Source organism: Arthrobacter sp. P1_B4, assembly GCF_056406555.1.
The window spans coordinates 1-17,370 of record NZ_JBFTZW010000067.1; the positions used below are offsets into that span (position 1 = coordinate 1).

General features: G+C 64.3%; 18 protein-coding genes. 7 read left to right on the forward strand and 11 right to left on the reverse strand.

The window, feature by feature from the left end:
• The coding region (locus AC1D1W_RS16085) for an ester cyclase (protein ID WP_476944204.1) at nt 1-381 on the forward strand (381 nt) is incomplete at its 5' end.
• Between the two features lie 276 nt (nt 382-657).
• On the opposite strand, the gene AC1D1W_RS16090 is transcribed toward AC1D1W_RS16085, so the two are convergent.
• A complete protein-coding gene (locus AC1D1W_RS16090) occupies nt 658-1,737 on the reverse strand; it encodes a glycerophosphodiester phosphodiesterase family protein (RefSeq protein WP_476944205.1) in 1,080 nt (359 codons plus the stop codon).
• A gap of 209 nt (nt 1,738-1,946) precedes the next feature.
• Entirely contained in the window at nt 1,947-2,426 is a 480-nt protein-coding gene (locus AC1D1W_RS16095) for an SRPBCC family protein (protein WP_476944206.1), read from the reverse strand.
• Between the two features lie 304 nt (nt 2,427-2,730).
• Between AC1D1W_RS16095 and AC1D1W_RS16100 the strand changes: the two genes are divergently transcribed.
• Nucleotides 2,731-3,111 (forward strand): VOC family protein, encoded by a 381-nt coding sequence (locus tag AC1D1W_RS16100; protein WP_476944207.1) that lies wholly within the window; start codon nt 2,731-2,733, stop codon nt 3,109-3,111.
• 195 nt (nt 3,112-3,306) lie between these two features.
• Here AC1D1W_RS16100 and AC1D1W_RS16105 read toward each other — a convergent pair whose 3' ends face one another.
• The gene (locus AC1D1W_RS16105; protein WP_476944208.1) at nt 3,307-4,200 is read right to left on the reverse strand and encodes a potassium channel family protein; all 894 of its coding nucleotides are present in this window, start codon (nt 4,198-4,200) and stop codon (nt 3,307-3,309) included.
• A gap of 232 nt (nt 4,201-4,432) precedes the next feature.
• On the opposite strand from AC1D1W_RS16105, the gene AC1D1W_RS16110 reads away from it, so the two are divergent.
• Nucleotides 4,433-5,131, forward strand: coding sequence for a hypothetical protein (locus AC1D1W_RS16110; RefSeq protein WP_476944209.1), 699 nt, complete (start codon nt 4,433-4,435; stop codon nt 5,129-5,131).
• Between the two features lie 318 nt (nt 5,132-5,449).
• Complete coding sequence (locus AC1D1W_RS16115) at nt 5,450-6,103, forward strand: DUF4352 domain-containing protein (protein ID WP_476944210.1); 654 nt, start codon at nt 5,450-5,452, stop codon at nt 6,101-6,103.
• Between the two features lie 97 nt (nt 6,104-6,200).
• Here the strand turns inward: AC1D1W_RS16115 and AC1D1W_RS16120 are convergent, their stop codons facing one another.
• The 5 genes from AC1D1W_RS16120 to AC1D1W_RS16140 all read right to left on the reverse strand — a co-directional run bounded on the left by AC1D1W_RS16120 (nt 6,201) and on the right by AC1D1W_RS16140 (nt 9,738).
• Nucleotides 6,201-7,817, reverse strand: coding sequence for an alpha-amylase family glycosyl hydrolase (locus AC1D1W_RS16120; RefSeq protein ID WP_476944211.1), 1,617 nt, complete (start codon nt 7,815-7,817; stop codon nt 6,201-6,203).
• Nucleotides 7,818-7,864: 47 nt separating this feature from the next.
• Entirely contained in the window at nt 7,865-8,020 is a 156-nt protein-coding gene (locus AC1D1W_RS16125; protein ID WP_476944212.1) for a hypothetical protein, read from the reverse strand.
• Nucleotides 8,017-8,439, reverse strand: coding sequence for a YybH family protein (locus tag AC1D1W_RS16130; protein WP_243182045.1), 423 nt, complete (start codon nt 8,437-8,439; stop codon nt 8,017-8,019). Before AC1D1W_RS16130 ends, AC1D1W_RS16125 begins: the two co-directional genes overlap by 4 nt.
• Nucleotides 8,440-8,584: 145 nt before the next feature.
• A complete protein-coding gene (locus tag AC1D1W_RS16135; RefSeq protein ID WP_476944213.1) occupies nt 8,585-9,187 on the reverse strand; it encodes a hypothetical protein in 603 nt (200 codons plus the stop codon).
• Nucleotides 9,184-9,738: a hypothetical protein gene (locus AC1D1W_RS16140; protein ID WP_476944214.1), complete on the reverse strand. Its 555-nt coding sequence runs from the start codon at nt 9,736-9,738 to the stop codon at nt 9,184-9,186. Before AC1D1W_RS16140 ends, AC1D1W_RS16135 begins: the two co-directional genes overlap by 4 nt.
• A gap of 264 nt (nt 9,739-10,002) precedes the next feature.
• On the opposite strand from AC1D1W_RS16140, the gene AC1D1W_RS16145 reads away from it, so the two are divergent.
• Entirely contained in the window at nt 10,003-10,134 is a 132-nt protein-coding gene (locus AC1D1W_RS16145) for a hypothetical protein (protein WP_476944215.1), read from the forward strand.
• Between the two features lie 36 nt (nt 10,135-10,170).
• Here AC1D1W_RS16145 and AC1D1W_RS16150 read toward each other — a convergent pair whose 3' ends face one another.
• The 3 genes from AC1D1W_RS16150 to AC1D1W_RS16160 all read right to left on the reverse strand — a co-directional run bounded on the left by AC1D1W_RS16150 (nt 10,171) and on the right by AC1D1W_RS16160 (nt 14,544).
• The gene (locus AC1D1W_RS16150) at nt 10,171-11,451 is read right to left on the reverse strand and encodes a J domain-containing protein (protein WP_476944216.1); all 1,281 of its coding nucleotides are present in this window, start codon (nt 11,449-11,451) and stop codon (nt 10,171-10,173) included.
• Between the two features lie 797 nt (nt 11,452-12,248).
• Nucleotides 12,249-13,922: a thiamine pyrophosphate-binding protein gene (locus AC1D1W_RS16155; protein ID WP_476944217.1), complete on the reverse strand. Its 1,674-nt coding sequence runs from the start codon at nt 13,920-13,922 to the stop codon at nt 12,249-12,251.
• A gap of 118 nt (nt 13,923-14,040) precedes the next feature.
• Complete coding sequence (locus AC1D1W_RS16160) at nt 14,041-14,544, reverse strand: Lrp/AsnC family transcriptional regulator (RefSeq protein WP_476944218.1); 504 nt, start codon at nt 14,542-14,544, stop codon at nt 14,041-14,043.
• 93 nt (nt 14,545-14,637) lie between these two features.
• Here AC1D1W_RS16160 and hisC point away from each other — a divergent pair, with 93 nt between their 5' ends.
• Nucleotides 14,638-15,735 carry a histidinol-phosphate transaminase gene (hisC, locus tag AC1D1W_RS16165; RefSeq protein WP_476944219.1) on the forward strand — a complete coding sequence of 366 codons (1,098 nt, stop codon included), beginning with the start codon at nt 14,638-14,640 and terminating at the stop codon, nt 15,733-15,735.
• 55 nt (nt 15,736-15,790) lie between these two features.
• Entirely contained in the window at nt 15,791-17,203 is a 1,413-nt protein-coding gene (locus AC1D1W_RS16170) for an amino acid permease (protein ID WP_476944220.1), read from the forward strand.
• Nucleotides 17,204-17,370: the final 167 nt, after the last annotated feature.

Genomic DNA, 17,370 nt, shown 5'->3' on the forward strand with positions numbered 1-17,370 from the left:
GAGATCGACGCCGGGAACATCGATGCGATGGACGATCTGGTCGCTGAGGACTATCTTGACCACAACCCGCCATTTCCCGGACTTCCGGCCGGACGGGAAGGCCTGAAACAGGCCTTCCGCATATTCTGGAAGGCGACGCCAGGGCGGCACGAGATCGAAGACCAGATCGCCGAAGCGGACAAGGTGGTGACCAGGTTAACGGCCTACGGTCGACACGAAGGTGAGCTCCCCGGACCCCTGCCTCCCACAGGTGCCGACCTGCGGGAAACCGGAGTGGCCATCCACCGAGTCGAAAATGGAAAGATCGCCGAGCATTGGTCAGACCGGGACGACCTCGGGCTGATGCGGCAGCTCGGCGTGATCCAGTTACCCGGGGACTGACCCGGCATCCACGTACTGTTCATGGCTGCCGGCACCGCCCGCGTCCTGTCATCGGCCAGCGCGATGATCGTAGCTCATACGGAAGGCGGCCTGGTTCCTGGACAGCGAGGGCAACATCATCAACATCTCGCAGCGCGCGTAGGCCGGAGTCTGGCACCGATCAACGGCGCAAAGCATCGCCGGGGGCAACGAAGCCGAAGGTACCGGCGCCCGTTTTCAAAGTGGGGGCCGGCTTTCGCGTGGTTGGCAGAACGCGGGCGCCTGCAAATCAGTGAATCAGACCTTGGCCGGGTACGCCTTGGGGAGCTTCAGCCCGCGCTCTTCCAGAACGGTGCGCAGGCGGGTGGGGTAGTCGCTGATGATGCCGTCCACGCCCAGGTCCATCAGACGCGTCATGTCCGCCGTGGTGTTGACGGTCCAGGGGATGACCGGCAGGCCGAGCTCGTGGGCGTCCTTGATCATGCCCGGGGTGACGGAGCTGAAGGCGGGGGAGATGACGTCGTAGCCCTGGGCTGCCGCGGCTTTGGCGAGCGAGCCGCCGTAGGTGTCGATGTCGATGCCGCCGAGGTTGGGGCTGGCGCCGGGCTTGCCGACCTCGAGCCAGGCGTCGCCGCTGGACAGGGCGACGAGCGGCAACTGCGGGGCGATCTTCTTGGTCAAGTTCAGCGAGGACCAGTCGAACGACTGCACGGTGCTGCGCCCTGCCATCCCGGCGGTGTAGATCTCCGTGACTACGGCCTTGGTCAGGGCCACCATGCCCTCGCCGCCGGACTTCCCGTCCTCCACCTTGGTTTCGATGTTGAAGCGGACCTTCTTGGCGTCGGCGTCGCGGACCAGCTGGAAGACGTCCTTGAGCTCGGCGATCCGGTTGCCCTCGATCACGTCCTGCTCCGGGAACCCCTTCAACTGGGTGAATCCGCAGTCCAGGGTCTTGATCTGCGCAAGCGACAGTTCGGCCACCCGGTCACCGACGTAGGGGTACTGGGCGTCGCCGGGAGTCGCCGGCGCGGTGTCGCGGCACTTGTCCGCCTGGATGGTGTCGTCATGCCAGACGATCACCTTGCCGTCGGTGGTCAGGTGGGTGTCCAGCTCCAGCGTGGACACGCCGAGCTTCAGCGAGTTGGCGAACGCGGCCAGCGATTCCTCGGTCCACTCGCCGCGGCCGCCGCGGTGCGCCTGCAGGTCAAAGGAGCCGTTGCTCTCGTTGGTCTTGATTGCCGTTGTTGCCTCTGCAGCCTTTGTTGTGGCGGCGTTCGGCGACGGTGAGCCGGCTTCGGGGTTTGAAGCGGCGACGGCGGGGCTGGCCAGCGAGGCGATGAGCGCGGCAGCGGCCACGGCTGTCAGGGGTGTGCGCATGGTGATGGTTCCTCCCGGGTGACGTTACCGGCGTCGTGCCGGCGACCCGACCACCGTAGGGAGGTGAGATGGACTGTTGTGTGCGGGGAGCTGGACCGGGAGTGAACACGAGGAAACCGGGCAGGGTGACGGGTCYGGAGACGCGAAAAACCGTTCGTGTTCCGGACGGATCATGACCCTGCAGGAACTCCGCAGCGGGTCAGGATTCCTTAGGTGCCGCCCAGGACCGCCTGCAATTTCTCGAACGACTCGGTCCATCCGTTGCGGTGCAGTTCGAGGCGTTCGTCCGTCAGGAACGGTCCCTGCGAAAGCACCAGGCGCGTGCCTGTGCCGGTACTCCCGAGTGAGAGGTCGACGACGGTCTCCCGGTCGTCCGGCGTCGGTTCCTCCCAGCGGAAGGTGTACACCAGTCGCCAAGGGGGATCGATCTCCAGGAACTCGCCTGAGAGGTGGAACGGTTCGCCGTCCGGTGGGGTCATCCTGAATCGGTAGCGGCCGCCTTCGGTGAGGTTGAAGTCGGCCGCAGGGATGATGAAGCCGTGCGGACCCCACCACTTCACCAATTCGGCCGATTCCGTCAGCATCCTGAAGACTTCATCCGGGAGAGCGGCGAGCGTGCACTCCAGGTTCAGGACCAGGCTGCCCGTTTCCTCATTCCCGGTTCCCTCATTATCGGACTCCGCATTCATCCTTCAACTCTGGCATCGTGCGGACGCCGGCGGAAGTGCGCGTTGTAGCTCCCTGTTTGAAGGGCGTCCCTTCAGCCCAATGCCAGTCACCCCTGTTTCCGCAAGACCAAATCGGTCCATAATGGCCACATAACTTCGGGGACCCCTCACGCTGGTGATGGGTGGCGCGGCGTTGAAGAGTCCCAGGTGGCTRCCCCCGGCTCGGCGCAGGGGCGGTCACGGGCTCCGGACAGGTATTCCGGGGACCGAAACCGGGGGGAGCATCGCCATCGCTGCGGTCATCAACGCACTGAAGGGAACCATCATGCTCAAGGATTCAAACATCATCGCTGTCCTCCCCGCGAGGGACATCAACAGGGCGAAGGAGTACTACCGGGACAAGCTGGGAATCGAACCCTCCGAATCCATGGAAGAGGGCAGCGTCATGTACAACTGCGGCCAGGGAACCCGCTTCCTCGTTTACCAGACAGAGAATGCCGGGACCGCGAAGAACACCCAGATCGGCTGGGAAACGGACAATCTCGAACGCGAGATGGAAGAACTGCGGGGCCGCGGCGTCGTCTTTGAAGACTACGATTTTCCCGGCCTGAAGACGGAGAACGGCGTCGCCACCGCATCCTGGGGGAAGGCAGCCTGGTTCCTGGACAGCGAGGGGAATATCTTCAACATCTCCCAGCGCGCGTAGGCAGGAGTCTGGCACCGGTCAACGACGCAAAGCATCGCTGCCGCCGGCTAAGAAGCCGGAGAGAACCGGCTCCCGCCACCAAGGCGGGAGCCGGTTTCAGCGCCGTACTGGCCGGCGGCGAGCCGGACGTCGCCGCTGGACAGGGCGAAGAGCGCGGTCAGAACGGCGGGGTACGCAGTAGCGGCGATTCGCAGGCTAGCTCGTGTGCGGTTCCCCCGGCCGCCGGTGCCGGTGGTGCAGCTCGTAGCTGTCGAACACATCGGAAGAGGTGGCTCCGGAATGGCCGAATTTGCCTCGGAGGACCTCCGCCAGTCCGTCCAGCGCCGCGTGGAGCATCCGTCCGGCGAACTGCAGTTCAGGGTTCTCGCTGCGCTGGGCCTGGGATGCCAGCTCCTGGGCGTAGGCCACCGTGGCGGGGAGGGAGCCGCGCTGCTCAATTTCACGGAAGTAGTAGGTTTCGTGGAACGCAAGCAGGTCTATGCTCACCGTAGCCACGTTTCCGGCAATTGCCTCCAAAAGGCCGGCAGCGTGACTGGGATCCATGGCCGATACACCTGCCGGACCTGCAGCCTCCCTGAACAGGTTCAGCTGGTGGGCAAGGGCCCGGCGTCGGTTCAGGGCAGGGAAAGTCTGCAGGATCCAAGTCACCGTTGCTGTCAGCAAGCCGAATCCGGTGACGGCCTCGAGGGCGACAACCAGCCGGAGCAATGGTTGCGTTGCCACGATATCGCCAAACCCCACGGTGGAAAGAGTGACCAGGGAGATGTAGAGGGCTTCGGCGAAGTCGGCCCGCAGGGGAACTCCGGCTCCGTAAACAAAGCCGTCCGTCAGATGGGGCAGGTATAGCAGAGCCCAGCCGATGGCCGCCAAGCCTGCCCAGGCACCAATGACAGCGGCCATCGCCAAGGGTGCTGCGATGAAGGAGCCCCGGCCCCGCAGTTTTCTCGATACAAGCCAGAATCCGCGCATGATCGCCCGGCCCAGGGGACCGGAACCGTGCGGATAAAGGAGTGTACGAAAGACGTCAACGAGCATCAGCAGAACCAGCCCGGCTCCCACAACCGTCCAGAGCGTGTCCTCGAAGTCCATGCCTCATCTTAGAGGCGGCACTATTTGGGGAGCAGCCAGACGGTACGGGCAACGGCCCGCAGGATTGCCCCCGACGGGCGGATTCCCCAGTTGCTCGAAGATCCCCCGAGGCCGATTGCGAGCACTGTGGGTGCCTAGCGTGCGACCATCAAAGTGCCGCAGCCCGTGGGTGTGCCGGCTGTATCGGTTCGCTCGCGCAGGGTGGGCCGGAACGACGTCAAGGGGGAGCGTTGTGATGAGGGGATCTCGGCCGAATGAAAGTTCGCTGCCGCGCTGGGCCAGAACCGCCGTCGTCGCCTATTTGTCGGTGGTGGTTGCCGTTGTTGTCGCCGCGCTGCTTACCGCAGGCTTCGAACTGGCCCTGGATGCCAAGTTCAAGGAAGGCCTGCTGCTCGTCATGGTGGTTCTGACACTGCCCGTTTCGGTTGGCTATTTCATCATCGGCACTTTTGGCTCCGGGGGTGAAATGAGCCTGATTACTGTCCTCTACTATTCGGGATACGTCCTCCTTGCGGTGGTCAACGCGGGTGTCTTCCGAAGGATTGTCCTCAGCACCCGGAAGCGCGCACCGGTGCCGGCCGCCGGAATGCCCGGCGCCTCGCCTCTTTACCCGGGCGTGAAACTTCGCGGGGTAACCCCGGACGCCAGAAAGCTCTGGTGGACCGTGCCGCTGGCAGTTTTGCTAAGTCTTCCGCAGTGGATGGTGGCGAGTTTTGCCTGGTGCGGGATCAGCGGCTGCAGCGGCGGAGGTTTCGGCGTGGCCACCGGCACCGAATGGCTCGCGGTGATCCTGAGCGTCGTCAACGGGGTCATCATGGCAGTGGCCGTGTTCGCAGTGCGCTGGCTGTATCCCACCAGGAAGCGTGCCCTTATTGCATTGGCGGCCGGGATGCTGTTCGGCCTGGTGGGCGCTGCTGTCACCCACGGGTAGTGGCCGCGGTCAGCTCGGCGTGGCAGTGAGGACGATTCGTCTTACAGCACTTGGAGTTAGTGCAATTTTTCGCTTAGCTTCTGCGCTCCGGTGCGAAGTAGCGACGTAATAATTCCTGGACTTCAGTGTCCCGCTGGCGTCCCATCAGAGAATCCTCACCAGTAGTTCCCAGCCAATACTCATGTTTCCCGTCTATGTGGTTATAGTTCCTCGTGGGGGATTGATCTGTCTGGTATGGCACAGGGCTACATCTCAGTGACACCGCATGGCGGAGAAGCCGCCCAGGGAATCGGCCAAATAAGTAAGACAGGAACTGTCATGACAGAGAATCAAACTATTCCGGACGCCAAACGTGACGGCAAGGCTCAGGCCGCCGCGGACAAGGCATATCGCAAGGCATCGCGGCCTTGGTTCAAAAAGAAGCGCTTTCTTTTGCCCCTGATCCTTCTCGTGATTATCATCATTATCTCGGTTTCCAACGGCGGAAAGAAAGACTCCTCTGCTGCCATCTCTCCTTCCACAGACGCTTCGGCCGCAGCGCCCGCAGAAGCCGGCGCCGCAGCGCCCGCAGCAGCGGCTTTCCCGGGCGCCAAGGACAGCGATGTCGTTGGAAAAGCCGGTGCCTCCCTTAAGATCGGCGACGCTACTGTTACGTCAGCCCCAATCGCGAAGGGTGACGCAACATTTGGCAAGACCATTTGCACGGCAGTGACCCTGAGCAACGGGTCGAAGGAAACGATTTCCTTCAATGCGTTCGACTGGAAGCTCCAGGCTCCTTCCGGCACTATTCTGACTACTGGCTTTGCCGGCAGTAAAAACATGCTCAGCTCCGGTGAGATCGCTCCCGGTGGTAAGACCAGCGGTGACGTCTGCTTTGATAACAAGAACGCCGAAGCAGGAAAGTTCGTCGTCCTGTACGAGCCGGTCTTTTCATTCTTCTCCGATCGGGCCGCCTGGACCAATTCCCTCTAAGCGCCATGACTGCAGGGCCCCCGGGTTCACTCGGGGGCCCTTTTTGGGAAAATCCAACTCCCCAACATGAATTCAAGAAATTGCTTGGGACAGAGCCTCAGCCCAGCAGCACCCACACGGCGTTGTTCGGCTGCAGCCAGCCGTCCTCGGCCAGGGGTACGGCGCTGAGCAAGACTGCACCGGACGGAAGTTTGACCGGTTCGGTTCCCATAGCGACGGCGACCAGGAAGTGCTCGTTGCGTTCGCAGATGAGGAGGTTTCCGGCCTCGACCCGCCAGCTGCCGCCGTCGTCCTCGGTGAAGACCTCGTTCTTCCACAGCAGCCGGCGCATCTCCAGGGCCGTGGTCACCAGCGCCAGGGCGGATTCGGGGTCCGGTTGCTGCCGCTCGACCGCGTGCGTGCCCCAGCCCGCAGGCACCGGCAGCCACGGCTCGGCCGCCGAAACGCCGAGCGAGAAGCCGTGGTTCAGCGCCGCGTCCTGGGTCCAGGGCAGCGGGACGCGGGCGCCGTCGCGGCAGACGCCGCCGCGGGCCCACATCGGATCCACCCGGGACTCCATCGGCACGTCGACCAAGGGCAGCCCGAGTTCCTGCCCTTGGTAGATGTAGGCAGCGCCGGGCAGTCCCAGAAGGGCCACGAGCGCCGCCCGCGCCCGGACGCTGCCGAGCTCGCCGCCGCCGAATCGGGTGACGGAGCGGACGATGTCGTGGTTTTCGAGCGCCCACGTGGGGGCGGCGCCGTGGAGCTGGCGGGCGGCCTCGAGCTCGTTGCCGACGGCGGCCCACGCCTCCGGGTCCCAGCCGAGCTTCACGAACGCGAAGGCGAAGGCCTGCTGCATCTCGTCGGCGCGGGTGTAGCGGGCGGCGCGGGCGGGTTCCAGGTTGACCTCGCCCACCAGCAGCCGGTGCGGCTCATACTTCTCGGCGAGGGTGCGCCAGCGGCGGTAGACCTCGTGGACGTCCTCCTGGTCCGAGACCTGCGGGTTGGACCGCAGCCCGTCCACCACCCCGCCCGTGGAGGGTGAGTCCGGCAGCCCGTCGGCCTTGAAGAGGGCGTGCGCGACGTCGATCCGGAGCCCGTCCACGCCCTTGTCGAACCAGAAGCGCAGCACACCGTCGAAGTAATCGCCGACGGCGGGGTTCCGCCAGTTCCAGTCCGGCTGCCCGGCCGAGAAGAGGTGCAGGTACCAGTCCTTATCCGTCGCCGAACTGGGATTGGCGCGGTTCCAGGCCCGGCCGCCGAAGACGCTCTGCCAGTTGTTCGGCGGGACACCGCCGTCAGGCATGTCCACCGAGCCTTCAACAAAGTGGAACATTTCCCGTTCCGGCGAGCCCGGGCCGGCCGCGAGGGACGCCTGGAACAGCGGGTGCTCCGAGGAGCAGTGGTTGGGGACGACGTCGAGCAGGATCCGCAGGCCCAGCGAGTGCGCCAGTTCCAGCAAAGTATCGAACTGTTCCATGGTGCCGAACAACGGGTCCACACCGCAGTAGTCGGTCACGTCGTAGCCCTGGTCCGCCTGCGGGGAGGGCTGGAACGGGGTCATCCAGATGCCGTCGACGCCGAGGGAGGCGATGTACGGCAGCCGGGCGATGAGCCCGGCGAGGTCGCCCACGCCGTCGCCGTCGCCGTCGGCGAACGAGCGCGGGTAGACCTGGTAGATGACGGCGGACTGCCACCAGTCGGGGGCGGGGGACCGCGGCGTTTCAGTCGGCACGGGGGAGTGCTGTAGCGGCAAAGAGTCGAAACTCAAGGATGCAACGCTCACTTACTAGTACCGGCCATGAGGCCTTTGAAGATCCAGCACTGGAAAGTCAGCGCCATAATGATCAACGGTACGGTGACGATCATGCCGGCGGGCATCTGCTCGCCGGCGGCGCCTGAATGTCCGTGGAACCGGGGGACTTTCCCGGGCGTCATTTTCCGAGCGTGGCGTCCGGTGCCCGCTGTGTGGTGATCGGGTCTGCGTGGCGATGCACGAGTGTCCAAGTGTCGCCCTCGCTGCGATAGATGCTTGTTACCCGCAGATCAAACGGCGATTCTTCGTCTCCTCCTCCGACCTTGGCCTGCCAGTGTTCGATGTCCAGGAAGCAGGCGAGATCGGACGTGATGTGCTTGGTGAGGGTATCAACAGCGGTGACGCGTCCATCTTTGAATCGTGCCGCAGCTGAATCGAGGGCCTCTGAGACCCGCTCCCAGCCCACAGCCGGAGGGCCCCAAGGATTAGCAAGGGACACGTCCCCCAGATGGGAGAAAATGGCTTTGGCGGGTTCCGGATCGCCTTTAGCAAACTGATTTACAGCGTGACGAAACTGGTCTCTGACTTTGTCAAGGTCCATGGTTCTCACCTTCCAATTCGTAGGGCGACCGGGTCTGACGTACCTTGGCGGCTCCGCGCCCGGCCCGCTACCGGCTCCAGAATCTTACAAACGGGTGGGTGGTTGCCGGCAGGGGAGCCTTGCGCCAAACAACCCGCGTATGCGTTCAGTCGGTGTCGAGGGTAGCTTTCAGCAGTCGGTCGAAGCTGGTCGTTCCGTAATCGGGCGGCGTTACGGCAATCATCAATTGGGTCGTTGTAACGAGCGGCGGGTGGATTGACGATGGACTCGGCGGTGCCGTTCGGCTTTGTGCTGCATGCTTTCGGCCTGCGACGGCGGATTCGCCTTCCCTGACGACGACCAGCTCAAGGCCCTGCACGCCGTGGACAGGCAACGGAATGCGCTGCTCATGCTCGATGAACCTCCGGAAACTGCGCAGTGACAGTCGGTCGTCCGGATTGCCGGTCAGCTCAAGGATGGTTTCATTGACACTCTGGTTGATGCCGATCAGGAATTTCTTCTCGCTGKACGATTTCGCCACGACGATGAGAGTTGTCAACGCGACTGCAAAGCCGACGATGAAGAGTGCCGCGGCTCCGGGGTCCCGAAGGCCGGCAAAGAAGATCATCAGCACGAGGCAAACGACGAACCCGACGAATCCGAGCCCCAGACACAAATAAGAGGCATCCATACCCGGCCGACCGCTCCATTGCTGAGAGGTGAAAGTCACGAGCAGCCTTTGCTCGGGTTTGGGGAGAGAGTTGCTCATTTTCCCTTCACTTCCAGGAGTGCCTCGGCGAAGGCGATTGCCTCACGGGCCCTCTTGAGATCGTCGAGGATGCCAGCGTCGGATAGGCCCCCAACCGGGCCTTCCGGTGTGCCCGCCAATTTCGCAACAGCCCTGCTTAAATTATCCCGCTCCAGCGCAAGCATTCTGGAGGACTCCAGTTTGGCCTTGCTCTTCTCAAGCTCCACAAGCGATTTTGTGAGTTCGTCGGACCGTTTTCGGAGCAGCTCCACCCGCTGCCCGATCCGTTCGGTGCGGTTGCGGAACATCGGTTCCATCCTGAGTGCGACCTCCAGGAGTTCCCTGACGGACTCGGCTTCCGGCCCCTGGGAGTGCTCCGCCAGTAGCGTGCTGGTCTTGGCCCGCCGCTGCTCCCACGACTCCATGCCGGCGAGGTTCTGATCCCTGAGCAGGGTGAGGATCGCGAGTGACTTGCTCAGTGACTGACGCCTGTTACTTAGACTCTTGGTGGCGGTTTCAAGCCGGGCGATGAACTGGGCGTAATTGTCGGTGACCTGTGCCGGTTCTCCCATGGATCCCTCAGAACTTGTATCAGACGGGGCGGCCCCGCTGCTTAAATTCTGGCGCACCCCACTGAGATTGTCTGCCCTCGGGAGTTAGTCGTTCCCGCTTAAGAGCCCGACGGCGGCGGGCACCCATGCCGCCGTCCAAGTTCTATCCCGCCAGGCCGTTGGCCGTGGCCGTCATCGCCGCGGCCTACTTGCTAAACGCGTCTGCAGGCAACGCGGCCGACTCCACCGCGTGGACCGCTTCGGCACCGCGGCAGCGTCAACGTGGTGGAAGGGCCTGATGAGTACCAGCAGGGGATCGACGGCGTCGACTTCGTCTGCCTGATGCCGCTCATGACCGTGGACGACATCGACGAAGCTGCGAGAAAGACGCCGTCCTACCGCGCGCCGGGACAGTAGGAGTTTGGGGACAGCAGGCCTAACTTTGTTCCTTGTCTACAACATGGAGCGGAGGAGTCCGGCCAAAGCTGGGACCTGGACCACATGCGGAGCATCGCCCTGTACCAAGAAAGCATGGACCTCGGATACAAGTTCTCGTGGAGTAACCATCCGGATGGGTGCCCGCCCGGGAAGCGGGAACATGCCAGCACGCTCAACCGACGGTAGGGAGAGTCTTCCCGTTGGTGAATGCAGTACTACCCAGCCTTCAACGATATATCCGGGATAGACGGCACGAATCGCCTCGACACCTGCTCCCAGCCCAAAGGCCTTGAGCTCTCGGCCGTTGCGGAAAAGCTGCTTATTGTCCCACCAATAGGCGCCGTCTGCCCACATCTTTGAGTCGATTAGAGCGATTCTGTTTCCGGCAATAACGGCATGATCGAGGTCGGCGTGTTCGGACCCAGGCCAACGGAGCCCGTTGATGAGTCGGGCAGAGGGGATTACCGGAAGGACTGAGTGGGTGATGAGCCGGGCCGTGCGCCGTTCGCCCTCTGCGCCGATCTCCGCCCTGTCCCCGAAGTGTCCCACCGAGAGACCCCGACCGGGCACACCATGGACGGTGCGGCTGAGAATCTCCTCAACTAGATAAGCGCTGGCAAGGATGGCGGGAGGTGCAGGGCGTTTCCTTTTTGTCCACCACTTCGGGAGCATGGCAGCGACACACCAGAATCCGGCAGTTAGGGCGGTGATAAGAAGACAGGTTAGCCCCATTACCAACCAGTTGGGGTTTGTCTGRGTAGTGCTGAAGTACCAGATCGTACTGAATAGGGGAGGGGCGGTGCACACACTGCCCAAGACGTAGAAGACGGTTCGCCAAGTGCGTGTCCAGGGAGGTGCGGGCCGACGAATCTTGCGGGCTTCGCCCGACGGCGGGACAAGTGGAGGCCGGTATTCCACCGCCGGTCCGTTCCACGGAGTTGGGGTGGGCGGCTGCTCCATTTCAGCGAAGCCTGCTTCAGCCTTCTGCTGCGATGAGTCCGAATTGGACCGTGACTGTTTCTGTTGCGGCCTGTGGCTGCTGGTTCCTCCTGCGTGCCCGGTGCTTCTGTCCTGCGGAGTGCGGTCGTAGGCCGCTCTACGAGCCGGATCGGAGAGGACCTCGTAGGCTTCCTGAACGAGTCGGAATAAGCCGGTGCTGCCACCCACATCTGGATGCGACGTCCTGAGGCTTCGCTGGTATGCCTTTTTGATTTCGGCTGTGTCGGCCGTCGTTTGTACTCCAAGCACCTCATAATGCGTGACGGCTGCTTGTGTCATTCGGTCTGTTCCTCTCATTCCCCTTCAGGCAGCCTACCCGCGGGACGCGCTTCTGCCCCTGACTCGACGCCTCATTTCCTTTTGAGCTGTCTTTGACCGCAATTCAGTAGGCTGAACTTCCTGGATCGAGAGGCTTAATCTTGTCGTCACCAGCTGCAATTTTGTTGATGCAGGCTTGAACTTCGCCCCGGAGTTCCTGCAGATGAAAATGGTACTTTTCAGGCTCGTACATCCCCGCTTCGAGGTACCGATTACAGCCTTTGATCAAGCCAGACACCGGTTCTTGGGCGGGGGAATTTGGGCGCAGGTGATGACCGACAACGTTTAGTCTGTTCCCGTATGTCCAGAACGCTTAAGTTCGCGTGCTTGAAATCATCAATGTCTTTTGCGCCATGGACGAGACGAGGATCGGTGATCTCGTGCAGGACTCGGCGGAGGTTTAGGTCGCTAATCAGGCGGTTCAATTCGACGCGTTCAGTCACCTTTAGCTGGTGCCGAAACGTCAAGAATGCGATGAGAACTGTCAATCCGGCCCCGAAAACTGCCACCAAAAGGTCTGGGATAAATGTGGTCCACATGGGACGAGTCTGCTTCAGGCTGGCCCCAACCAAGCGGAGTTGAGACTAGCGCGTCGCATTTGGTCTCGGAGTAGTAGAGCGCTGTCTCATCCGATGCGGACGGGCAGCAGTGGTACGCCACGGCGACGAACTCCGCGTCCCTCATGCGTGAACTCGTTGGAAGCGTGCTGGCTGTGCCTCCTCGGAACGGGGAAGTCTGGCTTTCCAGAACCCTCAGCTCCGTTGGGCGCGCGGCAGTTACCCGGCCACCGCCGCCTTCGCGGCCTGCGAGGCCTGCATCCACTCGCTCAGCCACGGGGCCCGGACGCTCGACGTGATCCGGCAGTCGGCCACGAAGGTTCCCCTGGCGCCGGCGTCGATCCAGTCCTGGAGCGCGGAAAGGTCCGCCAGCGAGCGGATGATCGCGGATTCGGCACCGAGCGCGCGGGCGATGCCGCTGAAGTCCACCTCGGGGATCAGCATGGGCTTTTCGGTCAGGCCCTGGGAGCCGTACTGGTGGATTTCGGCTCCGTAGGCGGCATCGTTGTAGATCACCACGACGGCGCTGCTGGCCGCGCCAATCAGCGATTCGAGGTCGGACAGGCCCATCAGGAAACCGCCGTCACCGGAGGCCAGCACCAGGGTGCGGCCGTCCTCCACTGCGCGGGATGCCCCGACGGCGCTGGCGAGGCCCAGTCCGATGGCCTGGTAGGCGGTCCCCACCATGACCAGGTCCTGGGGCCTCGGGATGCGCCAGTACATGGGTGCCCAGCCGACGAAGTGCCCTCCATCCTGGACCACCGTGCGGCGCTCCGGCAGCACCGCATCCAGTGCCGTGGCAAGGGAGCGCGGGTCCAGCCGGCCGTCCGGCGTCTCCGCTGAGCCTGGATGGTGGGCCGGTCCTTCGGCCAGGCGTCTGCGGGCTTCCGCGCGCCAGGCTTCTGCGGGGCTGGCGTCCGGCGAGGCCGGGCCAGCCAGCATCTTCAGGATGCGTCCCGCAGCAGACTTCACGTCCGCGCTGACGAACGTGTCCACCCGGGGGTGCGTCGGCTGCAGGGCGGCGTCGATCTGGATGACGGTGCTGTCCGGGCCGAGCAGGTGCCCGAACCGCATGGTGAAGGGGCTCAGGCTTGCCCCGGCCACGAGGACCACATCGGCCTCACCCATGAGCCCGGCCGCGGTGTCCGTGCCGAACCCGCCCGCGACGCCGAGGTACCCCTCGCCCTGGAGGAGGTTAAGCGCCAGTGCGGTTCCGGCGGTCAGCGCGCCCAGGCGGTCGGCGAGCTCGCGGAGCTCCGGGCCGGCACCGGCGAGATGCGCACCGCGGCCGGCGAGGATCAGCGGCCGCTTCGCCCCGGCGAGCAGGCGGGCTACCTGCCCGAGGCCGCCGTCGACGTCCTCACTCACCGCCGGTGCCAGCGGTGCGGGAAGTTCCTCTTCAGCAGCCTCGAGCGCCGCGAGGTCGTAGGGAATGGCAATGACGACGGCGGTCCGCTTGGTGAGCGCGTATTCCACCGCCTGCTGCGTGATGGAGCCTGCGGCTTCACGGGTGACGGTGAAGGTCGCCGCGCCGAGGCCCGCGGCGATTGCCGCCTGGTCCACGTCCTGGGGCCGGTTGCCACTGCTCGGAGCGTCGCCGGTGACCAGCACCACGGGGATTTGCGCCTGGACCGCCTCTGCGAGGGCGGTAAGAGCATTGGTGTAGCCGGGCCCGTAGGTGGTGGTGCCCGCGGCGAGACGTCCTGACGTCCGGTAGTAGGCGTCGGCCGCGGCGATGGCGGCGCCTTCATGGCGGACGGCGGAGAAGCGGAGGCCCAGCTTTTCCGCGGCATCCAGGAAGTAGACGTTTCCGTTGCCCATCACGCCGAAGACATCGCTGAGGCAGCTGCTGAGAACCTGCGCCACGCGGCCGGAGACGGTAAGTGAAGTCATGCAGGAATCATGTGGGCTGGTTCACAGATAGGCAAGAGAGTGGAGTTCGATTGGGATATTTGGCAGGAAGACGCGGTTGGAACTGAAAATTTGCGCACTTGTGGTGTGCGTCGCGCGGTCAGGTGGAAGGGCGGGATTCCTGCTCCGACAGCCGGCCGAGGAGGCCGTCGTAGCGGGGCGGCATGAGTTCCAGCACGGAAATGGCCGTACTGGTCCGCTGGATCCCCTCGATTTCCAGGATCTCGTTGGTGATGCGGTAGAGATCAGCCGTACTGCGGGCCACCACCTTGGCCATGAGGTCCGCGTCCCCGGTGGTGGCGTGCACCTCGATGACCTCCGGGATCGCGGCGAGTCCGTCTTCCACCGCGCCTGTTCGCGTCTGGCTGATGGACAGCGAGAGGAAAGCCATCAGGTCATAGCCAAGCGCGGCGGGATCCAGCCTCCGGCTGAAGGAGCGGAGCGCGCCGCTGCGCTCGAGCCGTCCCAGCCGGGCGTGGACCGTGTTCCGTGCGACGCCGAGTGTCCGCGAGAGTGCCAGGGCACTGGCTTCCGGGTCCTTGTCGAGGGCCAGGATGATCCTGCCGTCGAGGGAATCCAGGGTGCGGGGGTTCGGGATGGTCATATTTTCACCACAGACACTAGAAGTTGAGCAGAAATCCCAATGAGTTGAGCGTATCTTGCATTGTGTGCCGGGTCACAATCATGATCGTTGCTCATGACCCGTGATCAGCTCCTAACCGCACCGGACACCGCGCATCCCGCCCTTCGTGGCGCTGTGGCCGGACTTCCGCCCTACGTCCCGGGCCGGCGCAGCGCCGGCACGGACATCGCGGCCCTCGCCAGCAACGAAAGCCACTACGAGCCACTGCCCGCTGCCGCCGCTGCGGTGGCCGCAGCGGCCGGTACGATGAACCGCTACCCTGACAGTGCCGCCGTCGAACTCCGCGAACGGCTCGCCGGGCACCTGGGTGTCACGGCCGGAGAAGTGGCGGTGGGACCCGGCAGCGTTGGCGTCCTCCAGCAGATCATCACCGGCCTGTGCGACGCCGGGGATGAAGTGATCTTCGCGTGGCGTTCCTTCGAGGCCTACCCCATCCTGGTGGAGCTAGCAGGCGCCCAGCCGGTCCGCATCCCGCTGGACGGCGCTGAGGGGCACGACCTTGACGCCATGGCCGCGGCCGTCACTGCCCGCACGAAGGTCATCCTGCTCTGCACCCCCAACAATCCCACCGGCGTACCGATCAGCCATGAACGTATCGAGGCCTTCCTGCGGTCCGTCCGCTCCGACATCCTTGTGGTGATCGACGAGGCCTACGTGGAATACGCCGAAGCGGGCAGCGGCCCCGATTCCCTGGCGCTCTACCGCCAGTACCCGAACGTGTGCATCCTGCGCACCTTCTCGAAGGCCTACGGGCTCGCCGGCCTGCGCGTGGGATACGCCGTGGCGGCGCCGGACATCGCCGAGGGACTGCGCCGGACTGCCCTTCCCTTCTCGGTGAGCGCGCTGGCCCAGAGGGCGGCCATCGCATCGCTGGACGCCGGGGAGGAGATGGAAGCGCGGGTGGCCGCCGTCAGGCAGGAGCGTGCACGGATGGCCGCGCAGCTGGAAGCCCAGGGCTGGAAGCTGCAGCCGAGCCAGGGCAATTTCCTGTGGATCCGCGCGGACGAACGCCTCCGGGCGAGGCTGGTGGACGCGTTTGACGCCGCCGGCATCATGGTCCGGGCTTACCAGGGGGACGGTGTGCGGATCACCGTTGCCGGCCCCGCCTCCAACGATCGCGTGCTCCGGGTTTTGGAAGCCCACGCAGCCTGAGAAACCGACTGACCTGAAACCCCATCCGTTCCACCAACAAACCAGAGGACTCCTCATGGAACAACAGACAATGACGTCTGGCCGCCCACTGGGCGCCGCACTCAAACCCCGCCAGCTCACCATGATGGGGCTCGGTAGCGCCATCGGCGCGGGCCTCTTTATCGGCTCCGGCGCCGGCATCCAGGCCGCGGGCCCAGCCGTGCTGATCTCCTACCTCGTGGCCGGCACCCTCATCATCCTGGTGATGTGGGCCCTCGGCGAAATGGCCGCCGCCAACCCGGACAGCGGCGCCTTCTCCGTCTACACCGCCAAGGCCTACGGGCCGGTGGCAGGTGCCACGGTGGGCTGGCTCTGGTGGCTGCAGCTCGTGGTGGTCATCGCGGCCGAAGCGCTCGGTGCGGCAGGCCTGCTGTCCACCATCTTCCCGGCCCTGCCGGTATGGCTGATGGCCTTCGTGTTCATCGTGGTGCTCACCGCTGTGAACCTCACCAGCGTGAAGAACTTCGGCGAGTTCGAGTTCTGGTTCGCCCTGCTCAAGGTCGCAGCCATCGTCGGGTTCCTCCTGGTGGGCGCCGCCCTGCTCTTCGGCTGGCTGCCGGGCGTGCAGTCGCCGGGCCTGGCCAACTTCACCGGAGCCGGCTTCGCACCCGACGGTTTTGCCGGGATCGCCACAGCCCTGTTCGTGGTGGCCTTCGCGTTCGGCGGCACCGAGATCGTCTCCGTGGCGGCAGCTGAAACCGCGGAACCGGCCCGCAGTGTGAAGAAGGCAGTCCGGACGGTGCTGTGGCGCATCCTCATCTTCTACATCGGTGCGATCTTCGTGATCGCGGCCGTGGTTCCCGTGGGTTCGGCGGGGCTGAAGAGCCCGTTCGCCGCGGTGCTGGATGCGGCCGGCATGCCCGGCGCAGCCACCGCCATCACCCTGGTGGCTGTAGCGGCACTGCTCTCCGCCCTCAACGCCAACCTTTACGGTGCCTCCCGGATGGCGTTCTCCCTTGCCGAGCGCGGCGAAGCGCCACGTCTGCTCGCTTCCGTGTCCAAGGCCCGGGTTCCGGTTGTCGCGGTCCTGGCCAGCGTTGCCTTCGGTGTTGTCACGGTTGTGCTGGAGCTGGCCTTCCCGGAGAAGGTCCTTCCCGTGCTGCTCAACATTGTGGGCTCGACGTGCCTGTTGGTGTGGACGTCCGCGCTCCTCGCCCAGCTCGCGCTGCGCCTCCGCGCCGACCGGGAGGGAACGGCGCTTCCCCTGCGGATGCCCGGCTTCCCGTGGCTCACGGGCTTCGGTTTGCTCATCCTCGCGGCGATCTTCACCGTGGGCTTCATCGGCGAGGATTCCCGTCCCCAGCTCCTGAGCACGTTCGGACTCGTGGCGCTTCTGGCGGTGGCTAACTGGCTGCATCACCGGTCCGGCAACGTTCAGGGCCGCGTTGAAGTATCGGAGAAAACCAAGGCTTCGGTGCTCGTCGACTGAATCGGGTGGTTTGAACCACTTCGCGGGTTTTACACAGGAAGGGCGCACCCGGACTTAACCGGGCGCGCCCTTCGCTGGCGGTGGGCTGTGGATGAATCTTGGAGGAGTTCATCCTCCTGAGGTATCGGACTAGGGGCGCCCATTCCAGTAGAGGGCCAGATCAACGT